The organism is Algoriphagus marinus, from assembly GCF_001936475.1.
Classification (GTDB): Bacteria; Bacteroidota; Bacteroidia; order Cytophagales; family Cyclobacteriaceae; genus Algoriphagus; species Algoriphagus marinus.
The window spans coordinates 355,113-376,842 of sequence record NZ_MSPQ01000002.1; the positions used below are offsets into that span (position 1 = coordinate 355,113).

The 21,730-nt window shown below is 39.5% G+C and carries 15 protein-coding genes; 6 read left to right on the plus strand and 9 right to left on the minus strand.

Annotated elements, in window-relative coordinates; all coding sequences use genetic code 11:
- Nucleotides 1-146 precede the first annotated feature (146 nt).
- Nucleotides 147-2,672 (plus strand): mechanosensitive ion channel domain-containing protein, encoded by a 2,526-nt coding sequence (locus BVC88_RS05895; RefSeq protein WP_075349717.1) that lies wholly within the window; start codon nt 147-149, stop codon nt 2,670-2,672.
- A 41-nt stretch (nt 2,673-2,713) separates the two neighbouring features.
- Here the strand turns inward: BVC88_RS05895 and BVC88_RS05900 are convergent, their stop codons facing one another.
- Nucleotides 2,714-2,905, minus strand: coding sequence for a cold-shock protein (locus tag BVC88_RS05900; protein ID WP_075349718.1), 192 nt, complete (start codon nt 2,903-2,905; stop codon nt 2,714-2,716).
- Nucleotides 2,906-2,991: 86 nt separating this feature from the next.
- Between BVC88_RS05900 and BVC88_RS05905 the strand changes: the two genes are divergently transcribed.
- On the plus strand, nt 2,992-3,486 hold the full coding sequence (locus BVC88_RS05905; RefSeq protein ID WP_075349719.1) for a SixA phosphatase family protein: 495 nt from the start codon (nt 2,992-2,994) through the stop codon (nt 3,484-3,486).
- On the opposite strand, the gene BVC88_RS05910 is transcribed toward BVC88_RS05905, so the two are convergent.
- The 7 genes from BVC88_RS05910 to BVC88_RS05940 all read right to left on the minus strand — a co-directional run bounded on the left by BVC88_RS05910 (nt 3,483) and on the right by BVC88_RS05940 (nt 14,275).
- A complete protein-coding gene (locus tag BVC88_RS05910) occupies nt 3,483-4,217 on the minus strand; it encodes an SDR family NAD(P)-dependent oxidoreductase (protein WP_075349720.1) in 735 nt (244 codons plus the stop codon). The genes BVC88_RS05905 and BVC88_RS05910 overlap by 4 nt on opposite strands.
- A 32-nt stretch (nt 4,218-4,249) precedes the next feature.
- A complete protein-coding gene (gene hslU / locus BVC88_RS05915) occupies nt 4,250-5,647 on the minus strand; it encodes an ATP-dependent protease ATPase subunit HslU (protein WP_075349721.1) in 1,398 nt (465 codons plus the stop codon).
- A 71-nt stretch (nt 5,648-5,718) separates the two neighbouring features.
- Nucleotides 5,719-8,199 (minus strand): endopeptidase La, encoded by a 2,481-nt coding sequence (gene lon / locus BVC88_RS05920; protein ID WP_075349905.1) that lies wholly within the window; start codon nt 8,197-8,199, stop codon nt 5,719-5,721.
- A gap of 150 nt (nt 8,200-8,349) precedes the next feature.
- Nucleotides 8,350-10,365, minus strand: a complete 2,016-nt coding sequence (locus tag BVC88_RS05925) for a Kelch repeat-containing protein (protein ID WP_075349722.1) — start codon at nt 10,363-10,365, stop codon at nt 8,350-8,352.
- Nucleotides 10,366-10,370: 5 nt separating this feature from the next.
- Nucleotides 10,371-11,639 (minus strand): hypothetical protein, encoded by a 1,269-nt coding sequence (locus BVC88_RS05930; RefSeq protein WP_075349723.1) that lies wholly within the window; start codon nt 11,637-11,639, stop codon nt 10,371-10,373.
- Between the two features lie 153 nt (nt 11,640-11,792).
- The gene (gene rseP / locus BVC88_RS05935) at nt 11,793-13,109 is read right to left on the minus strand and encodes an RIP metalloprotease RseP (RefSeq protein WP_075349724.1); all 1,317 of its coding nucleotides are present in this window, start codon (nt 13,107-13,109) and stop codon (nt 11,793-11,795) included.
- Nucleotides 13,109-14,275 carry a 1-deoxy-D-xylulose-5-phosphate reductoisomerase gene (locus BVC88_RS05940; RefSeq protein WP_075349725.1) on the minus strand — a complete coding sequence of 389 codons (1,167 nt, stop codon included), beginning with the start codon at nt 14,273-14,275 and terminating at the stop codon, nt 13,109-13,111. The genes rseP and BVC88_RS05940 overlap by 1 nt, the downstream gene beginning before the upstream one ends.
- A gap of 221 nt (nt 14,276-14,496) precedes the next feature.
- On the opposite strand from BVC88_RS05940, the gene BVC88_RS05945 reads away from it, so the two are divergent.
- Together BVC88_RS05945 and BVC88_RS05950 are read left to right on the plus strand one after the other, a co-directional pair.
- Nucleotides 14,497-15,942, plus strand: a complete 1,446-nt coding sequence (locus BVC88_RS05945) for a S1C family serine protease (protein ID WP_075349726.1) — start codon at nt 14,497-14,499, stop codon at nt 15,940-15,942.
- A 48-nt stretch (nt 15,943-15,990) separates the two neighbouring features.
- Nucleotides 15,991-16,407 carry a nucleotidyltransferase substrate binding protein gene (locus BVC88_RS05950; RefSeq protein WP_075349727.1) on the plus strand — a complete coding sequence of 139 codons (417 nt, stop codon included), beginning with the start codon at nt 15,991-15,993 and terminating at the stop codon, nt 16,405-16,407.
- Nucleotides 16,408-16,435: 28 nt separating this feature from the next.
- Here BVC88_RS05950 and dnaA read toward each other — a convergent pair whose 3' ends face one another.
- Nucleotides 16,436-17,851: a chromosomal replication initiator protein DnaA gene (gene dnaA, locus BVC88_RS05955; protein WP_075349728.1), complete on the minus strand. Its 1,416-nt coding sequence runs from the start codon at nt 17,849-17,851 to the stop codon at nt 16,436-16,438.
- 346 nt (nt 17,852-18,197) lie between these two features.
- Between dnaA and BVC88_RS05960 the strand changes: the two genes are divergently transcribed.
- Together BVC88_RS05960 and scpA are read left to right on the plus strand one after the other, a co-directional pair.
- Nucleotides 18,198-19,604, plus strand: a complete 1,407-nt coding sequence (locus BVC88_RS05960; protein WP_139316529.1) for a methylmalonyl-CoA mutase family protein — start codon at nt 18,198-18,200, stop codon at nt 19,602-19,604.
- Nucleotides 19,601-21,721 carry a methylmalonyl-CoA mutase gene (gene scpA, locus BVC88_RS05965; protein ID WP_075349730.1) on the plus strand — a complete coding sequence of 707 codons (2,121 nt, stop codon included), beginning with the start codon at nt 19,601-19,603 and terminating at the stop codon, nt 21,719-21,721. Before BVC88_RS05960 ends, scpA begins: the two co-directional genes overlap by 4 nt.
- The last annotated feature ends 9 nt before the right edge of the window (nt 21,722-21,730 follow it).

Below are 21,730 nucleotides of genomic sequence, written 5' to 3' on the forward strand. Positions count from 1 at the left end.
ACCACATATACTGCCTATCTGACAGTTAAATCACGATTTTTTGAATTACTTTTCCTTTCATTAAATTGGGAAATCCTCAGAATAAAAAAACCATTTGTCAATATTCACTTTTACTTGCAATTTGGTAATTAGAAAAACCCAAAAACATGCCAACCAGAGCCTTACTATTACTGTCAATTCTTTTCTTGAAATTTTCATTTTTTGGCTATGGTCAATCCACCACAGTAACAGACTCCACCATAAATGAGCCTTCTACAATTGTCGACAGTCTTTTCCTAGCAGGTGACGAAAGCAAAAAAAATAACCGTCTTAGCTCCTATTTAAGCCAAGTAGTCAATCTCTCAAAAAATTATGCTGTACAACTTGGGAAACTAAAACTCATTCTATCCGAATTTCCGGATACTACAGAAATCAGTGCTCGTTTACCTGTTTTAAAACAATCAACTGAGACGCTTAAAGAGCTCACCTCAAGGGACACTGATTTAATAAATCAGCGTTACTTGAAAGGGGTAGAAAACTTTATCAAATCTCTTGAAGCGGAAAAGGAAGTCTATGAAGTACTGATCAGCCGACGGATGAATGAGCTACTTGAAGTTGGTCGATCACTTGAAGAAATCCAAGGTGACTCTACTATAAATATGACCTTGAGGGATACTACGAGGTTTCCATTAATCACAAAAGAGGTAAATCAAATCAAGAGCACAATAAATGAATTAGACAGTACTCTTTTGCAACAAGAAATTATTCTAACAACCTTCCAAGCAAAAATTTCTGAAATTACCTTATCAATTCTAGATCTATCTCAATTTTTCAAGCAAAGTGCTTTGGCCATTAGGCAGCGATCATGGCAGAAAGAAGTTAATTACATTTGGGAAACTAAAAACTATGAAAATCAAGTCCCTGTAAAGACTGAATTTTTAAGTTCCATCAAGGTCAATACTTTTGTTTTGAAACGATATTTAGAAGAAAAACAAGTATTAATAGGCACCTTAGTTCTTGCTATCACTCTTTTATATTTCAAACTCCATCGAATCCTAAATACCATTGCCAAGCGAAAGGAGTTTGCAGATTTGATTCTTGAGCGGGTAGCTTACCTCAAAAAAAACCTATTCTCTTCAAGCGTAATCATTGTGCTGCCCATATTTTTTCTAGTTTTCAGCAACCCCCCTATAATCTTCAGTTCAATTCTTTCCCTGATAATGGTTTTGTTCTCCGGACCTGTTCTCCTATATCATTTCGGAAAACGAGTTTTCATTATATGGCTGCTTTTTATCCCTCTTTATTTGGTTGGACCCACAATAGGTCTTCATTGGCAATTGACATATGCTGAACGCCCCATAATATATACAATAGCAATAGGAGGAATACTATTAGGGATATTAATGTATCGAGAGACGAAAGGAAAAACATTTAATGGATCCTGGATATTACAATTTCTATCTATTTTTATTTTAGCCTTTTCAATTTTTTCTTTTGGCGCAAATGCACTGGGAAGATTTAGTATTGCAAAATCTTATGTTATCCCTGGAATAACAGGGTTTTATAGAGGTCTTGCACTGTTCCTGTTCACCCAGGTCTTTCTAAAAGCGATCTATCTATGGATCGAATCGAGAAAAAAAGAGACTGATGTAATCTCTACATTTTTTGATTTTCAGGAGATTCAAAAAAGAATCCAAAGTATCCTCAATATTCTGGCAGTTAGTATCTGGGCCTACAGTATTATCTATTACTTAGGATTTTTCGACCCCGTTTATGATTCCGTAATTGCCTTTCTTTCAAAGGAAAGAACACTAGGTAATGCTTCTTTTGAGTTTGGAACGATACTCCTTTTCTTTCTTATCCTGATTATTTCCTCCTTTCTGGCAAATAACATCGCCTATTTTGCCTCTATTCAGGATCAAAAAATTGCGCATTCTCGAACCAAAAGACTTGGAAGTTCTATTCTTCTTATTCGTTTGGGAGTGATTACGCTAGGCTTTTTTTTAGCCATGACTGCTGCAAAAATACCTCTTGATAAGATTACTATCGTGCTTGGAGCACTATCAGTAGGTATTGGTTTCGGCTTGCAGACTATAATAAACAACTTAGTATCAGGGATTATTCTTGCCTTTGAACGACCGATTCAAATAGGAGATGAGATTCAGGTGGGAACGCTAAGCGGAACTGTAAAAGAAGTAGGGATTCGTGCTAGTAAGATTCAGGCATATGATGGATCAGAAATTATTTTACCCAACGGTGATTTACTTTCTCAAAGTTTAATCAACTGGACATTATCAGATAAGAAAAGAAGAGTTGAGCTCTTCATAGGAGTTGCGTATGATTCGGACATAGAGAAAGTCAAAGCTCTGATTGAAAAAGAATTAGAGAATGAAAGGATCATGAAAGTACCAGCACCGAAAGTCCTGCTTCAAAACTTTGGAGACAGTTCAGTTGATTTTCGATTATTATTTTGGGTAGAAAGCTTCGACTTTTGGATTGATATTCGTGCTGAAGTGATGAGTGGAATCTTTAAAACTTTTGCGGAAAATAAAATCGAAATTCCTTTTCCGAAGCGTGATCTTTATTTGAAATCTTTACCTTCTTCTTGGCAGGAAAAGATCTCCAAACCGTCTGAGATCAGTTCTATTCCCCCAAAAGAAAACGATGAAAATAAAAAATCCTCCGAGACCTAAATCTCGGAGGATCAATTAACAAGAACTTCAAAAATGCTTTATTAGGCTCTTCTGACGTTGACGGCATTTGGTCCTTTTTTGCCATCCTTGACGTCGTATGTAACTTTGTCGTTCTGGGCAACCTGGTCCACCAATCCGGTAGCGTGTACGAAAACTTCGCTTTGCGTGTCATCGTCTACGATAAATCCGAATCCTTTGGCTTCATTGTAAAATTTTACTGTTCCGGTAAACATAATAATTTGTTAGTAATAATAAATAATTACGCTAAAATTAAAGATTCAAATAAAAAAAACAAAATAATCGTCTCTAATTTAAGGTGATGAGAAAAATTATCTTTGTGCGACATGCAAAATCTTCATGGGACAATCCAAATCTAAGAGACCATGATCGACCACTTTCCGAGCGGGGATTACGGGACGCTCCAAGGATGGCCAAACGACTTAAGGATAAAAATATCCTACCGGATCTTATTCTTTCTTCTACCGCTAAGAGAGCTAAACAAACTGCTGAAATCACAGCTAAAAATCTGGGGTTAAGTCAATCGATTATTCAGTTCGAATCAAATCTCTATCATGCCTCCCCGAAAGAAATTCTGAATCAGATAAAAACAATCTCCGATCAATCCATTGGGACTTTGATTGTGGTGGGGCATAACCCTGGCTTCAATGATTTAATTGAATACTTGGGAGGCTCAATCGAAAATTTACCTACGGCTGGTCAATTTGGATTCAAGTTGGCCATTCGAGAATGGTCTGAAATCTCCCCGGAAAAGGCTGAAGTTTGGTTTTTTGACTACCCAAAAAAAGAAAACTAAGTCAACTCAAAATCTCTTACATCTTGAAGAACGCCTTCAAACTTCTCCGGATTACTCAACAAATAACTTATTTTCTGAGAAACGGCCTGGGCTGAAGAAAGTGCTCCCTGAGATTTATAACTTTTGAATCGTTCCAAATCCGGAAAATCCTTTTCATCTACGGATCTGATCTGATCCTGCATCCCTGTATCCACTATTCCCGGTGCCAAACTGAAGAAACGAATTCCGGTATGCTCATTTTCCTTTTCGCAAACCATCGAAAACATAGCTAAAGCAGCCTTGCTACTACAATACTCCGACCAACCTGAAACGGGCTTTTGAGCTGCTCCTGAACTTATGTTACACACAATACGCTTAGAATTCTGATTTTGATAAGCCGCTACAAATGCATTTGTCAAACAGATCGGTGCCAATAGGTTGATGCTCATCAATTTTTTAAGATTGGAGGGGTTGAGTTTTCCTACTGGCTTAATTTCTCCGATCCATCCTGCATTATTTATCAAGTGAATTTCCTCAAAATCTCCTTTCGGAAATAGTGTTTCTAAGACCTTTTCTAATTTATCGAGCTCGCTTAAGTCAAGGCTTATCTCTTTCAATTGAGGAAAGTCCAAACCCAAACAAGTCCTAGAAATAGCAAGGATTTCAAAATTCCTCTTTTGTAAATAAGTATCCAGAATAGCTCGTCCAAGTCCTTGACTATGACCGGTAAGAATTAGTAGTGATTTAGCCATAATGAAAAAAGCACCAAAAATGGTGCTTTAAATTAAAGTATGTATTGAGAAAGATCCCGATTTTTGACCAAGGTACTTAATCGATCTTGGACCATTTCTCGCGTTACCATTATCTTGGAGTTGGCCTCGATAGTATCAGGCACATCAAACAGAAAGTCATTTAACAAGTGACTCATCACGGTATGTAATCTTCTAGCCCCAATATTTTCCACTTCTTGATTGATCAAAAATGCAAGTCGTGCAATTTCCTCAATTGACTCATCATTGAATTCCAAGTATACTTCTTCCGCTTCAAAAAGTGCCTGATATTGCTTTGTCAAAGCATTTTTTGGCTCTCTCAGGATACGGGAGAAATCTTCTTGAGTCAAGCTTTGCAACTCCACTCGAATTGGGAACCTGCCTTGAAGCTCGGGGATCAAATCGGAAGGTTTAGCCACATGAAAAGCTCCTGCAGCGATAAACAATACGTGATCTGTATTGACTACCCCATATTTGGTATTCACAGCTGAACCCTCCACAATTGGAAGTAAATCACGCTGTACACCTTCTCGGCTGACATCTGGTCCACCTCCGCCTTTACCTGATTTGGAAGCAATTTTATCAATTTCATCGATGAATATGATACCGTTATTCTCAGCAAGCTTAATCGCCTCCTCTTTTACTTCATCAAAGTCGATCAACTTAGACATCTCTTCCTCAAGTAATACTTTTCTAGCCTCAGAGATTGACAGCTTACGTTTTTTTACTTTTTTAGGCATCATGTTGGAAATCATATCCTGAAGACCTGCCATGCTAGCATCGTCCATCATTCCATTTCCAATCATTCCTACACCAACAGGAGATCCTGCTTTTACATTGATTTCGATTTTCCGATCATCTAGTTCGCCGTCTCTGAGTTTTTCTCGGAATCTCTCCCGGGTTCGCTCATTCAATTCATGATCATTTGACGGTTCCCCAGATTCATTAAGATCCACCGTTGCATTTCTTGTAAATCCAGCGCTTTTGACAGGAGGAATCAGAATGTCCAAGATGATCTCTTCCACGGCTTCCGAAGCTTTGACTTTGACTTCCTCGTTTTTAGACTCTCGAACCAAGGCCACAGATTGCTCCACCAGATCTCTAACCATACTCTCCACATCACGTCCAACATAGCCTACTTCCGTAAACTTTGAGGCCTCTACTTTGGTGAAAGGTGCATTTGCAACTTTAGCTAATCTTCTGGCTATCTCAGTCTTACCAACCCCGGTTGATCCAATCATCAGGATATTGTTGGGAACGATATCTTTTTGAATTTCTGATTTCACCATCAGGCGGCGAATCCTATTTCGAAGCGCAATTGCAACATTCCGCTTTGCATCGTTTTGACCGATAATATATTTATCTAGCTCAGCGACAATTTGTCTTGGAGTTAGTGATGGAATTTGACTCATGTTTTTTTTTGGTTTAACTCTGGAATATCCTGCCAGAGTAGAATAAAGCTTATACTTCCTGATTCGAAAGTTTAATCGTTTTTAGCACTGGGTTCTGGAGAAAAACTAAAATGGAGGGGACGGTCTACTTTTGATTTCAAAAGTGCGATATCCAACACCTCTTCTACTCGATCCACAAAATGAAAATCGATTCCTTTGATGTATTGTTCATCTATCTCCTCAATATCCCGCTTATTTTTTTTACAAAGAATAATCTCTTTGATTCCAGCACGCTTGGCAGCAAGGATTTTCTCTTTAATCCCACCAACTGGCATCACTTTGCCAATCAATGATATTTCGCCAGTCATTGCTACTCTGGCTTTCACTTTTCGTTGCGTATAAACTGAAGCCATTGCGGTAAGCATGGTGATACCTGCTGAAGGACCGTCCTTTGGAACTGCTCCTGCGGGCACGTGGATGTGTAGATCATACTGATCAAAGACACGGTGATCTATCCCCAAGGTTTCAGCCTTTGATTTCAAATAAGATAGCGCAGTCATTGCAGATTCCTTCATCACATCTCCAAGTTGACCAGAAAGTGTAAGTTTCCCTTTTCCTCTGCTCAAACTTGATTCTATGAATAAAATCTCTCCACCGACACTTGTCCAAGCCAATCCTGTGACCACACCGGCCACACTATTGTCTTGGTAGATTTCCTTGTCGAAAATCTCCGATCCAAGAATTCTCCGAATTGCTTCAGGGGTGATTTTAGGATCATATTCCTCCTCCATCGCAATGGATTTAGCCACATTTCGAACTACTTTACCTATGACTCTTTCAAGGCTTCTTACACCAGATTCTCTAGTATAGTCTTCTATCAATTTCACCAAGGCTTTTTTCTCAAAAGTAATCTGAGTAGCCTTCAAGCCATGCTCCTTTCGTTGTTTTGGAACAAGATGCTTTTTAGCAATTTCAACTTTTTCTTCTTGGGTATAACCTGTTACTTCAATGATCTCCATACGATCTCGAAGTGCAGGTTGGATTGTATCCAACGAATTGGCTGTAGCGATAAATAACACCTTACTGAGATCATATTCCACTTCCAGGTAATTGTCCAAGAATGCGAAGTTCTGCTCGGGATCAAGCACCTCCAGAAAAGCTGAACTTGGATCCCCTCTAAAATCTGAGGATAGCTTATCAATCTCGTCCAATACAAATACTGGATTGGAGATTTTCACCTTCTTCATATTCTGGATGATTTTTCCAGGCATCGCTCCAACATAGGTCTTTCGATGACCTCTGATCTCAGCTTCATCATGAAGTCCACCAAGCGACATTCGAATGTATTTTCTGCCCAATGCTCTGGCTATGGATTTCCCAAGGGAAGTTTTCCCAACACCTGGAGGGCCATAGAGGCAAAGAATGGGGCCTTTTAGATCATTCTTTAATTTCAATACCGCTAGATATTCGATAATTCGCTCTTTGACTTTCTCCAAGCCAAAGTGATCACTATCCAAAATCTTTTTGGCATGCTTCAGGTCAAAATTGTCCTGTGTATATTCATTCCAAGGCAACTCAACCATCGTCTCAGCATAGTTGAGTGCGATTGGATATTCTGCCGCAGCAGGATTGATCCGGAGTATTTTGTTAAGTTCTTTTTCGAAGTGATTATGAACCTCTTGATTCCAAAGCTTCAGATCACCTCTTGCCCGAAGGTCTTCCACCTCTTTCTCAGGCCCTTCTTCGCCAAGTTCAGTTTGAAGTACCTTCATCTGTTGACGTAGAAAATAATCACGCTGCTGCTGATCAATATCGGTATGCACTTTCTTTTGAATCTCTGACTTCAACTCCAGCATCTGGATGTCTTTCATCATAAATTCAAGCAAAAGGGTAGCTCGCTCCACTCCATCGTTGATTTCTAACAAACGCTGCTTCGATTCAACAGGAGCATTGATGTTGGATGAAAGGAAATGGGTAAGGAATGCCGTATTGTCAATATTATCCAAAGCCACTTGTGCCTCGCGAGGAATCTCTGGATTCAAATGAAGAATTCGAGTGGCAGAGTCTTTTAAGGACTCCTCCAATGCTTGGATTTTTTTGGAGCTCTTTGGAAAGTTCTCCTCCAAATAATCCACTTTGGCAATGAAATAAGGATCATCAGTAACCTGCTCCTTAATCCTAAATCGTTTTTTTCCCTGAATAATTATCGTGGTATTCCCATCAGGTAGGACGATCATTTTGATGATCTTGGCGATTGTCCCAACTTGGTAAATATCTTCCCATGAAGGATCATCATTATTTGCATTGATCTGAGCACAGACTCCAATCAGCTTATTTCCCTTTTGTGCTTTCTTTACCAAGCGGATTGATCGCTGTCTTCCCACGGTAATTGGAATCACTACTCCAGGGAAAAGAACAGTATTTCTAACAGATAGAATCGGGATTTCCTCTTCGAAGGCTTCCTTTCCAGGCTCTTCACCTTCTTCTTCGGTGATCAGTTGGATCAAATCCCCTTCACCTGAAAATTCCCCTACCATTAGATTTTGAAATACAGTATTTTCGAATTGGCTCATATAGACAGATTGACAGATACGCTGTCGGTTTATTGCTAAAATAAAAGAAGAACCTTCCAAAAACGAAGGTTCTTCCTAAAATGTCAAGGGCTATGCCAAAAGGGGAATTCGTCAGATTGGCAGGTTTTATTTTTATAGACTTCCAAACCATCACATATATTCAGGGTCAAACTCAAAAATAAAGGGCAGGTCTGGTGAGCCGACTATGTATATCTTCCCATTGATTTCAATCAAGCTTTTACCTCCCAAAGAGGCAAAGGAATTTTCATTTGTCAGACTTCCACTCCGAAGGTCCAGTTGGATAATTTGGGATTCAAGTTGAAAATAGGCTAAATCTCCGCGAACTACCACATTTGCTCCTCTCGGCAATTTAGCTGCAGAGGCAATTCGCTGCGACAACTCCCACTCCTTGCTGATACTATCCCATTGGAAAATTCCAAAATCATACTGCGCAGCACCTATTTTCCCTTCTCCTATCGCATATAATTCGTCTCCATCCCGAAAAGCCGAATACTTGGAAAAGAATGGTGGCAAAGAATCGATGGGAATTTCGCTCCAAATGTCATTTGTGAAATTGTAAACCAATCTCCTCACTTGATATGCACCCGAAATCATCAACCTCAAATCTAAATACAAATTACCATTGGAAATAAATTGCCCTAGGACTTCACCATTAAAAGGAACAGGACTGAGGGATTTGAATTGGTTTGAAATAGGATCAAATTCATAAAAAGAATTAGAATTTGATTGCGGAAAAGCTTCAAAAGTCGATACATAAAGCTTATTGGAAAAAGTGGCAAGGAATCCCTCCTCTTCACTTGATCCTCCAATGGACAATAAGTTTATCAAGCCATTACCTTCAGGATCGAATTGATAGAAGGAGTTGTCAGAAAAAAAGTAGCCTTTCCCCAAAGTTGTAATCCCGTACACTTCATTGATGGAACTTAGCTCTTGAGGTAATCCGGAAATAGGAAGCATTGGAAGATCATACAATACAGGAGCGGAATTAGCTGATTTTTGCCCAAAATTATTTGCATAAATATCAAATTGCCTATCTCGAAACACGTCTTGTGGAAAATATGAAAACCGTATTTCATTGCCCAGTTCTTCGGTCATATTTATCCTAATCGCTGGGTTGCTACTTAGCAGTTTGGGTACATTAGAAAGAAATGGGTTTAGATTTTTTACTTTTACAATGCGCCCTCTTTCAGGAGTTCGACCTGTGAAGTCTTGCCCTGGTACTAGATCTGTATCTGAAATTTCAATTTGTCTGACATCGTAAAATTGACTTCTCAGTTCAATCCTGAATAGCGGGTTTTTATTTAAGAAAAAAGCATTTGGCTCAAACTTGATGGTATGATCATCGACCACTTCTGCCACTAACTGCTTTTCTAAACCTCCATCTACATAGTAGAGAATGCATCGTGAAGAATAAAGGAAATCCCCTGTGAAAGTCCACTCGGGTTCGTATTCAACCAATTTGACAGGTCCAAATACAGGCTCCTGAAATTTCAAAGGAAGGGTAAGATCATAAACAAGATCCCCAATCTGAACTTGAAGCTTAAAAGAACCTGATTCAAAAGCTGATTGTCGATAGGTAAATTCCCGTGGGATAATGAATTTGAAACCATTGGTCGAATAATCAAAAATCGGCACTTCTACATCTTCAAATTTCACCTTTAACAAAAACTCCGTGGACGCTTTAAGATTTGCTGCCTCAATAGTAATTGAATCACCGAAGTACACCTTTTCATTTGAAACTACATTTTGAAGGATGAAGTTTTTAGACCCTTTACTTACGAAGTCGATTGCTTCAGAATAGTAAGTCGTATTTGAGGTCCGAAGAAAAGAAGCCACATAATACGTTCTACCATTGAGTAGATCCTTATCAGCCTTAAGGGTAAATGACTGAGGTGGCACACCTACCAAAGACACTTTGGGGTCTGAATCTAAATCAGGCCGATCAGAAACCCCATAGACAAACCCATATTCCAAAACAGGATCTATCCCCAAACTTCTAACTTCCGCACTGAATTCCGCGCCATTTTCATCCACTAACCCTACAGTCGGAACAGATACACTCATGCCAGAAATTGGTATCAAATCCTCTTCCTTGCAAGAGCAAAACAAAAATGAACTAATGATGAGGAATACAAATGCTTTCATAGATTCTAAAATTCTATTCCAATTTGAAAAGAAACGCCTGAGCGACTGAAACTTGATCGCTTCGCCAAGATATTGGTCGTATAGTAATCCAATTGTAAATCCCCCTGCAACTCAGAGAAAATCACCATTTTCCCAACAGGAAATTTTGCTCCTAATTTCAATCCAGGCACAAAGAGTCGATCCACTCCAACCAAAAATGAGTCTTCGTATAAATTCGTGCGTTCACTATTTAAAAACTGTTCTTCAATCATTGCCCCTTTTGATTTTATAGTGCTAAACCAAACAGAAGTTATAAAGCCGGCATAGACATCTAAATTTTGTCGCCTAAACACACTGTAATTGAAACTTAAAGGGATGAACACATTCGTTTCGGAAAATTCTTCTGAAGCAGAAATCCTCACTACTCCCGGTCTCTCAAAGCTGCTTACAAAATTAGAATTCAAAAGCTCCACCCCAACTCTGAAATCAATTGAAAGCCTTGGCAACTTTCTGAAATCATGCAAACGAATTCCGACTTGAAGTCGCTGAGTTAATTTACCGTCCAAGTCATTGATCTGCCCTGTTTCAACAGATCTGTTATAAATTGAGGCTGAGCCCAATCCAGCCATCACAACCGGTGAAACTTTTAAGAATTTAACATTGCTGACATGGACTTTATATGGCAATCCACTACACTCATGATACTTGCTGAATAAGCGGATAAAATCCAACTCCTCCATTTTTGTATTTTCAATCAAGTCATTGAGTTGGGTACCGCAGTCACCTGTCATCTGGATCTTCAGTGTGCTAATATAAGCCTTCACATAGCGCTTGAGCTTATTTCCATCGATTTGCCCTTGTGTGTAAAACGCCCTCAATTCAAGAATTTCGTCTCCATTGTCAAGAAAATATCGATTATCATAAAAATTAAGCTGCAATTCTCCTGATAGCAGTATTTGGACAAACTTCGGGTCAGATTCACCCGGAAGAGTTTTGGTCAAAAAGAACCTGGAATTAGTCAACCCAAATGCCTGTAAATCATTAGGACTATAGGTAGTCTCTACTCCGTCATTTGCAAAAACCACAGTCCGATAAGTAGCTTCATCGTATTTACTGATGACCTTGCCAAATACCTTTACTCCGGATTTAGTTATAATAAAATCCCCAGATTCTCCAGTACTAGGATTGATATTACTCCAGATAGTTTCTGGAATAAATCCACTTTGAGCATTAGCGGAAAGTGAGAGGATCAAAAGTAAAAAACTTACTACCCCAACTGCAGTTTTTCTAATCATACATAATGAAATTTCCTGCATAACTATCAAAAAAAATTGAACTAATGCACAAAAGAGTAGAAAATAGTTTTACAATCGATAAATACGCCTAAACAATAAAAAAACCGAGCCTTTCAGCACGGTTTTTTCTTGAAAAGAATCTGGCTTTGATTATCAACCAGTAAATATTTTTAGAATATCATTTCCTATCGCAAAGACCATCAAAGCGAGCAAGACTACCATCCCGACTTTCTGAGCATTCTCCAAAAATTTATCCGAAGGAGCCCTACCTGAAATCATCTCATACAATAAGAAAATAACATGTCCTCCATCCAGCGCAGGAATTGGAAGTAAGTTCATAAATGCAAGAATCATAGAAATCAACCCTGTAATGCTCCAGAATTTTGTCCAATCCCAAGTATCACCATAGATCTTTGCCATCCCGATTGGTCCAGAAACATTTCGAGTCGAAACTTCTCCCGTAAACATCTTTCCAAGTGCTTTAGCATTTACAATCACCACACTGAAAGCTCTTTCCGTTCCTTTAGAGACAGCTTGTGCAAAACCATATTCCCTGCGAACAGGCTCAATCAAAGGCCTAACTGCAATATCAATCGTCCCTCGCTCTGTCACCGCTACTTGTGTGAAAGTGGTGTCACCATTAGACAGCAAGGTAATTTCAGCTTCTTGACTTTTAACTTTTGAAAGCTCAGATTGCAACTCGTCAAAGTAATTGACTGGATTACCATTGACAGCCAAAATCTTGTCCTCTACGGTGATCCCAGCTTGATCTGCTGCGCCGCCTTTGTCAATAACTGATAATGCAAAAGGGTATCGAATTTCCACGAAATTACTTAGCGCTTCTTTGCTGTCAAATGAATTGATAAATCCACGAGGGATATCGATTTTCATTTGCTGACCATCTCGCTCGATGGTATAAAAACCATTTTCGCTCAACAAAGCTGAACCACTACTCAGATCATTAATTGAAGTGTAGGGCTCGCCGCTAATATCCAGTATTCTATCTCCTGTTTTAAGACCTATAGATTGTCCGATATCATATGATACAATACCATTTTGAACGACTTGATCTCTTGAAAAATAAGTCTCCCCATTATTGTAAACCAGATACACAAAAATTATGATACCGGTTATCACATTGACAATGATACCACCTAGCATAACTATCAATCGCTGCCAAGCTGGCTTTGATCTAAATTCCCAAGGCTGAGGCTCAGCAGACATTTGATTTGAATCCATGGATTCATCAATCATCCCCGAAATCTTTACAAATCCTCCCAAAGGAATCGCACCTATGGAATATTCTGTTTCTCCCCATTGAAATCCCGCAATTTTTGGAGGAAATCCGATCGAGAATTTCTCTACCCGCATGCCAAACATTTTGGCGGTAAGCAAGTGGCCCAACTCATGCAATCCAACCAGGATGGATAATCCCAGCAGCAATTGGCCCACCATTATTAAAGTATCCATTATTTATTCTTCTTAATTAGTTCTTGTGTAATTTCTCTAGCTCTCAAATCGGTGGCAATGTAATCGTCCAAAGTTGGATGAGCAATAAACTCAGCTTTTGCTATTGTTTCCCCTATCAAATCAGACATTTCCAGAAAGCCGACTTCTTCCCTCAGAAAAGCAGCAACGACAATTTCATTCGAAGCGTTCAAAATACAAGGAGCGTTTCCACCTTTTGCTAATGCATCAAATGCCAATTGGAGGTTTTGAAAAGTCTTTTTATCGGGTTGCTCAAAGGTGAGATTAGGATAATTTAAGAAATCAAATCGCTCAAAATCACTTTTCAATCGATCTGGGAAACTTAAAGCAAACTGAATTGGCAAACGCATATCCGGTAGACCAAGTTGTGCTTTCAGTGATCCATCTTCAAATTGAACCAAGGAATGAACAATACTCTGCGGGTGTACAATCACATCAATTTGTTCGGTTTTCAACCCAAAAAGCCATTTAGCCTCAATCACTTCCAATCCCTTATTCATCAGAGATGCAGAGTCAATGGTAATCTTAGCACCCATCTCCCAATTGGGATGTTTGAGCGCTTGAGCTTTAGTGACTGATTTCAGAAACTCCCGATCTTTGCTCCGAAAAGGTCCACCAGAAGCTGTGAGGATTATTTTTTCTATTGGATTATGAAATTCACCCACTAAGCATTGGAATATTGCCGAATGCTCCGAATCCACAGGATAAATATTCACAGCATTTTCTTTCGCTAAAGCAGTGATAATTTCTCCAGCCACCACCATGGTCTCCTTGTTGGCAAGTGCAATTTGTTTACCGGATTTAATGGCATGGACTGTCGGAATCAAGCCGGAATAGCCCACCAATGCAGTAAGCACTACATCAATGGTCTCCATTTCAACTACTTGAGCAATTGCCTTTTGTCCGGCAAAGACTTTGATATCTTTTGGAATTAAGGCCTCTTTCACTTTCAGATAGTGCTCCTCATTGCCGATTACCACAGCGTTTGGAGCAAACTCCAAGGCTTGTTCAATCAATAAGTCAGCATTATTTTGAGCTGTAAGCACTTCAACTTGAAAGTCGGAAGCATGTTGGCGGATCACCTCTAGAGTCTGAGTACCTATACTTCCGGTACTACCTAAAATGGCTACGCGCTTGGGTTCTGTCATTCGTTTGGATTTTGATCAAATAAAAACCTTCTCAATTTGCAGAAGGTTTTATTATCAGGCTGACAAAATTACAAGATGCCTAGACTTTTTACATACAATTCGGCAGTTTTTCCGAAATGGGCTGATTTTTGTCAAAAAGAGGATAAGTTCAGAAGGAATACTTCTTAAAAAATGTGAATCACTCGATCAACGACGAGTTCTTCCCGTCAAAAGAAAAGCTTATGAATAATTCAATCAAGACAATCGGAATCTCTTTCACTACGGGCCTTTTAGGCGCAGCTATTTGGACTAATTTCTTTTTAAATGATCCGAAAACTGGGATCATGCCAGAAAATCAGGATTCTCAGGAGATGACTTTTACCAATCAATTTGCTCGTGGTAATGAGTCCACTTTTCAAAGCGACCCTCCTATCTCATTTGTAGAGGCTTCAGAAAACAGCACAGAGTCTGTCGTATTTATTAAAAATTTTTCAGGAACAGACCCCAGAAGATACAGCATGTTTGATTATTTCTTTGGAAATGGACCCTCACAACAAGTAAGCACCGGGTCAGGAGTGATCATCTCAGAGGATGGCTACATCGTAACAAATAATCACGTAATAGACCGAGCAGAAACAATTGAGGTGATTCATAAAAAAAGAACCTATAAGGCTCGATTAGTAGGTACGGATAAAAACACGGACATAGCTGTTTTGAAAGTAGAGGGGGTAAAACTTCCAGCTATCAAAAAAGGAAGTAGCCGAGACTTGAAAATCGGAGAATGGGTCTTGGCAGTTGGAAACCCATTTAACTTAACCTCTACTGTGACTGCCGGTATAGTCTCAGCCAAAGAACGACAAATCAATATTCTGGGTGGTGATTTCCCATTGGAAAGCTTTATTCAAACAGATGCTCCCATTAACCCAGGTAATTCTGGAGGAGCTTTGGTGAATATCAGTGGGGAATTGGTAGGAATTAATACTGCTATTCTTTCAAGAACAGGCTCTTACACAGGATATGGATTTGCAGTTCCAGTAGATATAGCGATGAAAGTAGCTAATGACTTGATCCAATATGGAGAGGTTCAAAAGGCAATACCAGGAATCGAGGCAGTAGAAATCACACCAGAGCTTGCTGAAGAAATGAAGCTAAACACCTTGGATGGAGTAATTGTATTGCACGTGCTTAAAGATGGAGCTGCCAACCAAGCAGGAATACAGAAAAATGATGTCATCACAAAATTGGGAGATCAAGCAATAACCGGAATGGGAAGTTTCGAGGAAGCCCTATCCTATTATTACCCTGGTCAAAAACTACCAGTATCCTTTAATCGAAATGGTTCTACCAAGACCACACAACTTACCCTTCAGAATTTGGAAGGTGGCGAAGGTATTCTCAAGCGAGAGTATTTCAGTTCGGCAGTCCTTGGAGCACGCTTGGAGGCTGTGAATGCAATCGAAAGAGATCGGTTGGGAGTTGATTTTGGGATAAAAATCACAGCTATGACTCGGGGGTATTTGAGAGATCTTGGACTACGGGATGGGTTTGTAATCACCCAGGTCAATCGCGAACCTGCAAAAGATCCAAAAATAGTCGGGAAATATTTGGAGGAATTCAGTGGGAAATTACTTTTAGAAGGAGTTGCTCCCAATGGACAGCCATTTATGCAAAGCTATAATGTGAGATAATGATGCCTTTTTAAAGAATTTTAGTACCTTTTTGAAAAGATCATTATTATGAAATCTCTCCCGAAAAGCTGCCAAGACTGTCTCAGTGAATTTTCTACTGCACTGGATGACTTAAGGACATTTATCCAACGTGCCAAAAACGGAAATTTAACGGAGGCTCAATCACGAGAGTTAATCATCAACTTTGAAGTCACTCATGAATTGGCTCTAAAAGTTCTAACCGCTTATTTTAAAAAAGAAGGAAAAGGACCATTTACCGGCTCAAGGGATTTGACAGTTGAAGCGTTTCATGCAGATCTAATCGATGATGGCAAATCTTGGCTGGACATGATAATTGACAGAATTCAATACAATCCGATTTATGCAATTGATACGCAAGGGAAGTTTTTGGATAATATTCAGAAAAAGTATCTGAGACTTTTGGATCGTTTTGAAAACACGATGGAGAAAAAAATGGAAGCCTAGTAATCAATCAGTTAGTTTACTGCTGGATTTAATAAGATCTCATCTTGAATTTCTTCTTCAGTTCGTTTACTGCGTTTCGAAATGAGGAATCCGTCTCCATGATGTCGTTGACAGTCGTGATAGCATGAATCACCGTAGAGTGATCTCTTCCACCAAAATGATACCCGATCGACTTAAGCGAATGATTTGTGAATTCTTTGCAGAAATACATAGAAACCTGACGAGCTACTACGATTTCTTTCTTTCTTGTTTTTGCTTTTAGATCTTCGATTGCAATGCCATAATATTCGGCAACTGACTTTTGGATAAAATCTATTCCTACTTCAGTTTCAATATCCTTGATGATATTTTTCATCACGGTCTTACCCAATTCCAAACTGATTTCGACACGATTCAAAGACGCATGAGCAATCAAAGAAATTAAGATGCCTTCCAATTCTCTGACGTTGGTATCTACCGTATAAGCCAGATATTCCACTACATCATCCGGGATAATAATTCCTTCTGATTGCATTTTCCTTCGAATAATCGCAACTCTGGTTTCAAAATCCGGCATCTGAAGATCAGCTGTCAATCCCCACTTGAATCTGGAAAGCAATCGTTCCTCCAGACCTTTCAGATCCCTAGGAGGACAATCTGAGGTCATGATGATTTGCTTTTTGCTTTGATGCAAATGGTTGAAAATATGGAAAAACATCTCTTGAGTTCGATCTTTTCCTGCCAAAAACTGAATGTCATCAATGATCAATACATCGACTTGCATGTAGAAATTGGTGAAGCTCTTCACATTGCCATCCTTAATCGAATCCATGAATTGATTCACGAATTTTTCGGAGGAGACATAGAGTACAAATTTATCCTCTGGGCCATTTTTAATCTCATTGCCGATCGCCTGCACAAGGTGGGTTTTCCCTAAACCAACCCCTCCATATACCATAAGTGGGTTGAAAGAAGTAATGCCCGGCTTGGTTGCCACAGCAAAACCTGCAGACCTGGCCAGTCGATTACAATCTCCCTCTATATAGGTAGTAAAAGTATAAGTAGGATTTAAATTACTGTTTGTGAGTGCCTCTGCATTGAGCGATTGCACCTCAAAAGGAGTCTTATGATTCTCCTCCACAGTAGGTTTTTTAGAACCCGAATTACCCTGGGGATAGGAGACTACGTAAGGCTGATTCGATGAATTCCCTTTATCCACTACCACAGCATACTCTAATTTACCTCCCTGGCCAAGTGTCGTTTTGATAGCAAGTTTCAATACTTGAACATAATTATCCTCCAACCACTCGAAAAAAAACTGACTTGGTACCTGTATGGTAAGGTTTGTACCTTCCAATTTAACAGGATTGATAGGCTTAAACCAAGTTGAAAAGCTCTGCTCATTGACGTGCTGCTCGATAACACGTAAACACTCATTCCAAACTGCGGTAGCTTCTGAACTCATTAGAGAAGATTTCTGAAAAACATTGACCCGAAGGCGGGTCCAAGGGTGTCAAAATTGAAGAAAATTAAGGTAAATAAAAAATCAAATTCTTTATAAAAATGTCATAATTCTGTAAATCCATACTAAAGCCCAAAAAAAACTTGGTCTCTGAAAATAAACTTGCATAACATTTTTTTTCTCGCCGAAATCACACTAGAATAATAAGCTCCTTAATTTTAATTTCTATCCTTTTTAGACACTATTAAAATCTTGGAACACTAATCCAAGCCAGAGGCTTTAATCATTTCTCTTGGATTTCACTATTTTTGAAAGTAAGTGCCAAACAAGCCTTAAGCAAAACCCAAATATGATCGAAAGAGATTTTTATCCATTTCCGGATTCTTCAAATAATGATTGGATTGAACAGATTCGAAAGGATCTAAAAGGAAAAGATTTTGATTCTACACTAACTTCTGAAATTTGGGAGAGTATAAAAATCTCTCCTTGTTATACAAAAGAGGAAGGAAGCGCATTTTCCCACCCTATTTTGTTTAATCTGCCATCCCCTTATCCAGGGCAAAACCCCAGAATCTCCTCTAACATTGTTTCCATTTTTCCGGAGGATGAAAAAACTGCCAATAAAGAAATCCTTGAGGTTCTTGAAAATGGTGCTGAAGGATTAGTCCTGCACCTTACAGGTACAGAAAACCTCAATCAAATTTTAAGAGGAGTTCTGACAGAATATATTCAAATCTACTTCAATCCAATTGATGACCCGGCAGCGATGTTTAGTCAAATCGAAAATTGGATCGGATCGATCAGTTTACGAACTGACATGCTCAATGGAGGTATTTTATGGTCACCTTCCTCCTCTCTATTTATGGGGAAAGAGCATTGGGATCAAGAGATTTCGACTGGTATTAAGCTTTTGAATTATTTCAAGACCTTCAAAAATTTCTTCCCCATTACCATTGACTTCGCACGCTATGCAAATGCAGGTGGAACGGGGATTCAAGAATTGACCTTCGGTCTGGGGGAAATTGTCGATATAATGGATGCCTTTGTGAGTCAAGGTGTTTCCATAAGCCAGGCACTTCAGCAATTTGCTTTTTTAGCTTCTGCCGGTGAATTGCATTTTCCTGAAATAGCAAAACTCAAAGTACTCCGAATTCTTATTTCCGAATTGGCGATAAATCTTGGAGCATCTAATTCTGCGGATTCATTTCACTTAATCGTATCGACTAGCCTTTGGACAAAAAGCCGAATTGATAAAAACTCGAATCTGATCAGACAAACCTACGAAACAATGGCTGGAATAATCGGAGGAGCAAACTCAATTTGGGTAAGGCCTGTATCTGAAAAAACTGCCTCAATCCTGGAAAAACGCATTGCAAGAAACCTGTCATTTATTTTGAAGGAGGAAAGTCATCTTGACAAAATCATGGACCCATCCGCGGGAGCTTATTTTCTGGAGGACTTGGAAAAGCAAATACATGAAAAAGTTCTGACCCAGTTAGCTGATTTGGAGGAAAACGGAGGTTGGATTGAAAATTTCAAATCCCGGTCCATTCATTCCCAAATCAAATCCACAAGAACCTCCATTCAGGAAAGCGTGCTTCATGGCGATAAAAATCTGGTGGGAGTAAATAAGTATCAAGGGAAAACAGGCACTGTTGAAAATTTCTCTTTTGAAAAAATCGAGGAAAAAGACTTTGAATTACTGCCTTCAAGAGCAAGTTATTTACTTGAAATCCAAAAATCAGCCAACTCATGAGACCAGACTTTAAAAATTGGAAAACTATAGCGAGTTCGGCTCCAGAAGTAGATTACAAAGAAAATTGGGATACTGCCGAGCAGATCATCGTGCCGCCAGTTGTGGATGAAAAAGCAATTTATAAGCTCAGTCATCTAAATTTTGTAGCAGGAATTCCACCATACCTACGAGGCCCTTATTCCACCATGTACGTGATGCGGCCATGGACCATCCGACAATATGCAGGATTTTCAACCGCGGAAGAATCCAATGCTTTTTATAGAAAAAACCTTGCTGGGGGCCAAAAAGGGCTTTCGGTTGCATTTGATTTAGCCACCCACAGAGGCTATGATTCGGATCATCCAAGAGTAGCCGGAGACGTAGGTAAAGCTGGAGTTGCAATTGATTCGGTAGAAGACATGAAAATCCTGTTTGATCAGATTCCACTCGATCAAATGTCGGTCTCGATGACAATGAATGGTGCAGTGATTCCTGTTTTGGCATTTTACATTGTAGCTGCAGAGGAACAGGGTGTCCCACCAGAAAAACTGAGCGGAACTATCCAAAATGATATTCTGAAGGAGTTTATGGTACGAAACACCTATATCTATCCTCCCCAACCTTCCATGCGAATCATTGCGGATATCTTTGAATTTACTGCTCAGAAAATGCCAAAATTCAATTCTATCTCCATTTCTGGCTATCATATGCAGGAAGCTGGAGCGACGGCAGACATTGAATTGGCCTATACACTTGCCGACGGATTAGAGTATTTGAGAACTGGAATCAAGGCTGGATTGGATATAGATGACTTTGCTCCAAGGCTTTCCTTCTTTTGGGGAATCGGTATGAATTATTTTATGGAGATAGCCAAAATGCGTGCAGCTAGACTGCTCTGGGCTAAGATCGTAAAGCAATTCAATCCGAAATCCGATAAATCTCTAGCACTTCGCACCCATTGCCAAACCTCTGGCTGGTCTTTGACCGAACAGGATCCATTTAACAATGTAGCCCGAACTGCGATTGAGGCTTTAGGTGCAGTAATGGGACATACCCAATCCCTTCATACAAATTCCCTGGACGAAGCCATTGCTTTGCCAACTGATTTTTCGGCTAGAATAGCTCGAAATACCCAATTGATTTTACAGGAAGAAACTGGCGTGACAGCTACCGTGGATCCTTGGGGCGGATCGCACTATGTCGAATATCTGACAGATCAATTAGTAAACCGAGCTTGGACACTTATTGAAGAAGTAGAAGAATTGGGAGGAATGGCCAAAGCAATAGAGGCCGGTTTGCCAAAGCTGAGAATTGAAGAAGCTGCTGCAAAAAAACAAGCAAGAATAGATAGTGGAAAGGATATTATCGTCGGAGTGAATCGATTCCAAGTGGATGAAAAATCAGAAATTGAAGTTCGTGACGTAGATAATGAAGCTGTAAAAGAAATTCAAATCGCCAGACTGAATCAGCTTAGATTGGAAAGAGATGAAAATGCCGTTACCCAAAGTCTCGCTGCGCTTACAGAAAGTGCCAAATCAGGAAAAGGTAATTTATTAGAACTAGCGATCGCAGCAGCAAGAAAAAGAGCTACTTTAGGTGAAATCTCTCTTGCACTGGAGGAAGTATTTGGAAGACATCAAGCCAAAACCCAATCTATCTCAGGAGTCTATGCATCTGCAATGGAAAATCAAGATTCATTCAAAAAGGCTACAGAATTATCCGAAAAATTCGCAAACCTAGAAGGTAGAAGACCACGAATCATGGTTGCAAAAATGGGGCAAGATGGGCATGATCGAGGTGCCAAAGTCATCGCAACAGGATTTGCAGATTTAGGATTTGATGTAGACATCGGCCCACTTTTTCAGACACCGCAAGAAGTCGCCGAACAAGCTATAGAAAACGATGTGCATATAGTCGGGGCTTCTTCGCTTGCAGCGGGACATAAAACTCTAGTCCCTCAGTTGGTCAAAGCTTTGAAAGAACTAGGACGTCCTGATATTATGGTAGTCGCGGGTGGAGTGATTCCTGCGAAAGATTATCAATTCCTCTATGATTCTGGAGTTGCAGCCATATTTGGCCCTGGCACTGTCTTATCAGAAGCTGCAATAAAAATTTTGGAGAAGTTGATGGAAGAATAGGCGAATTAC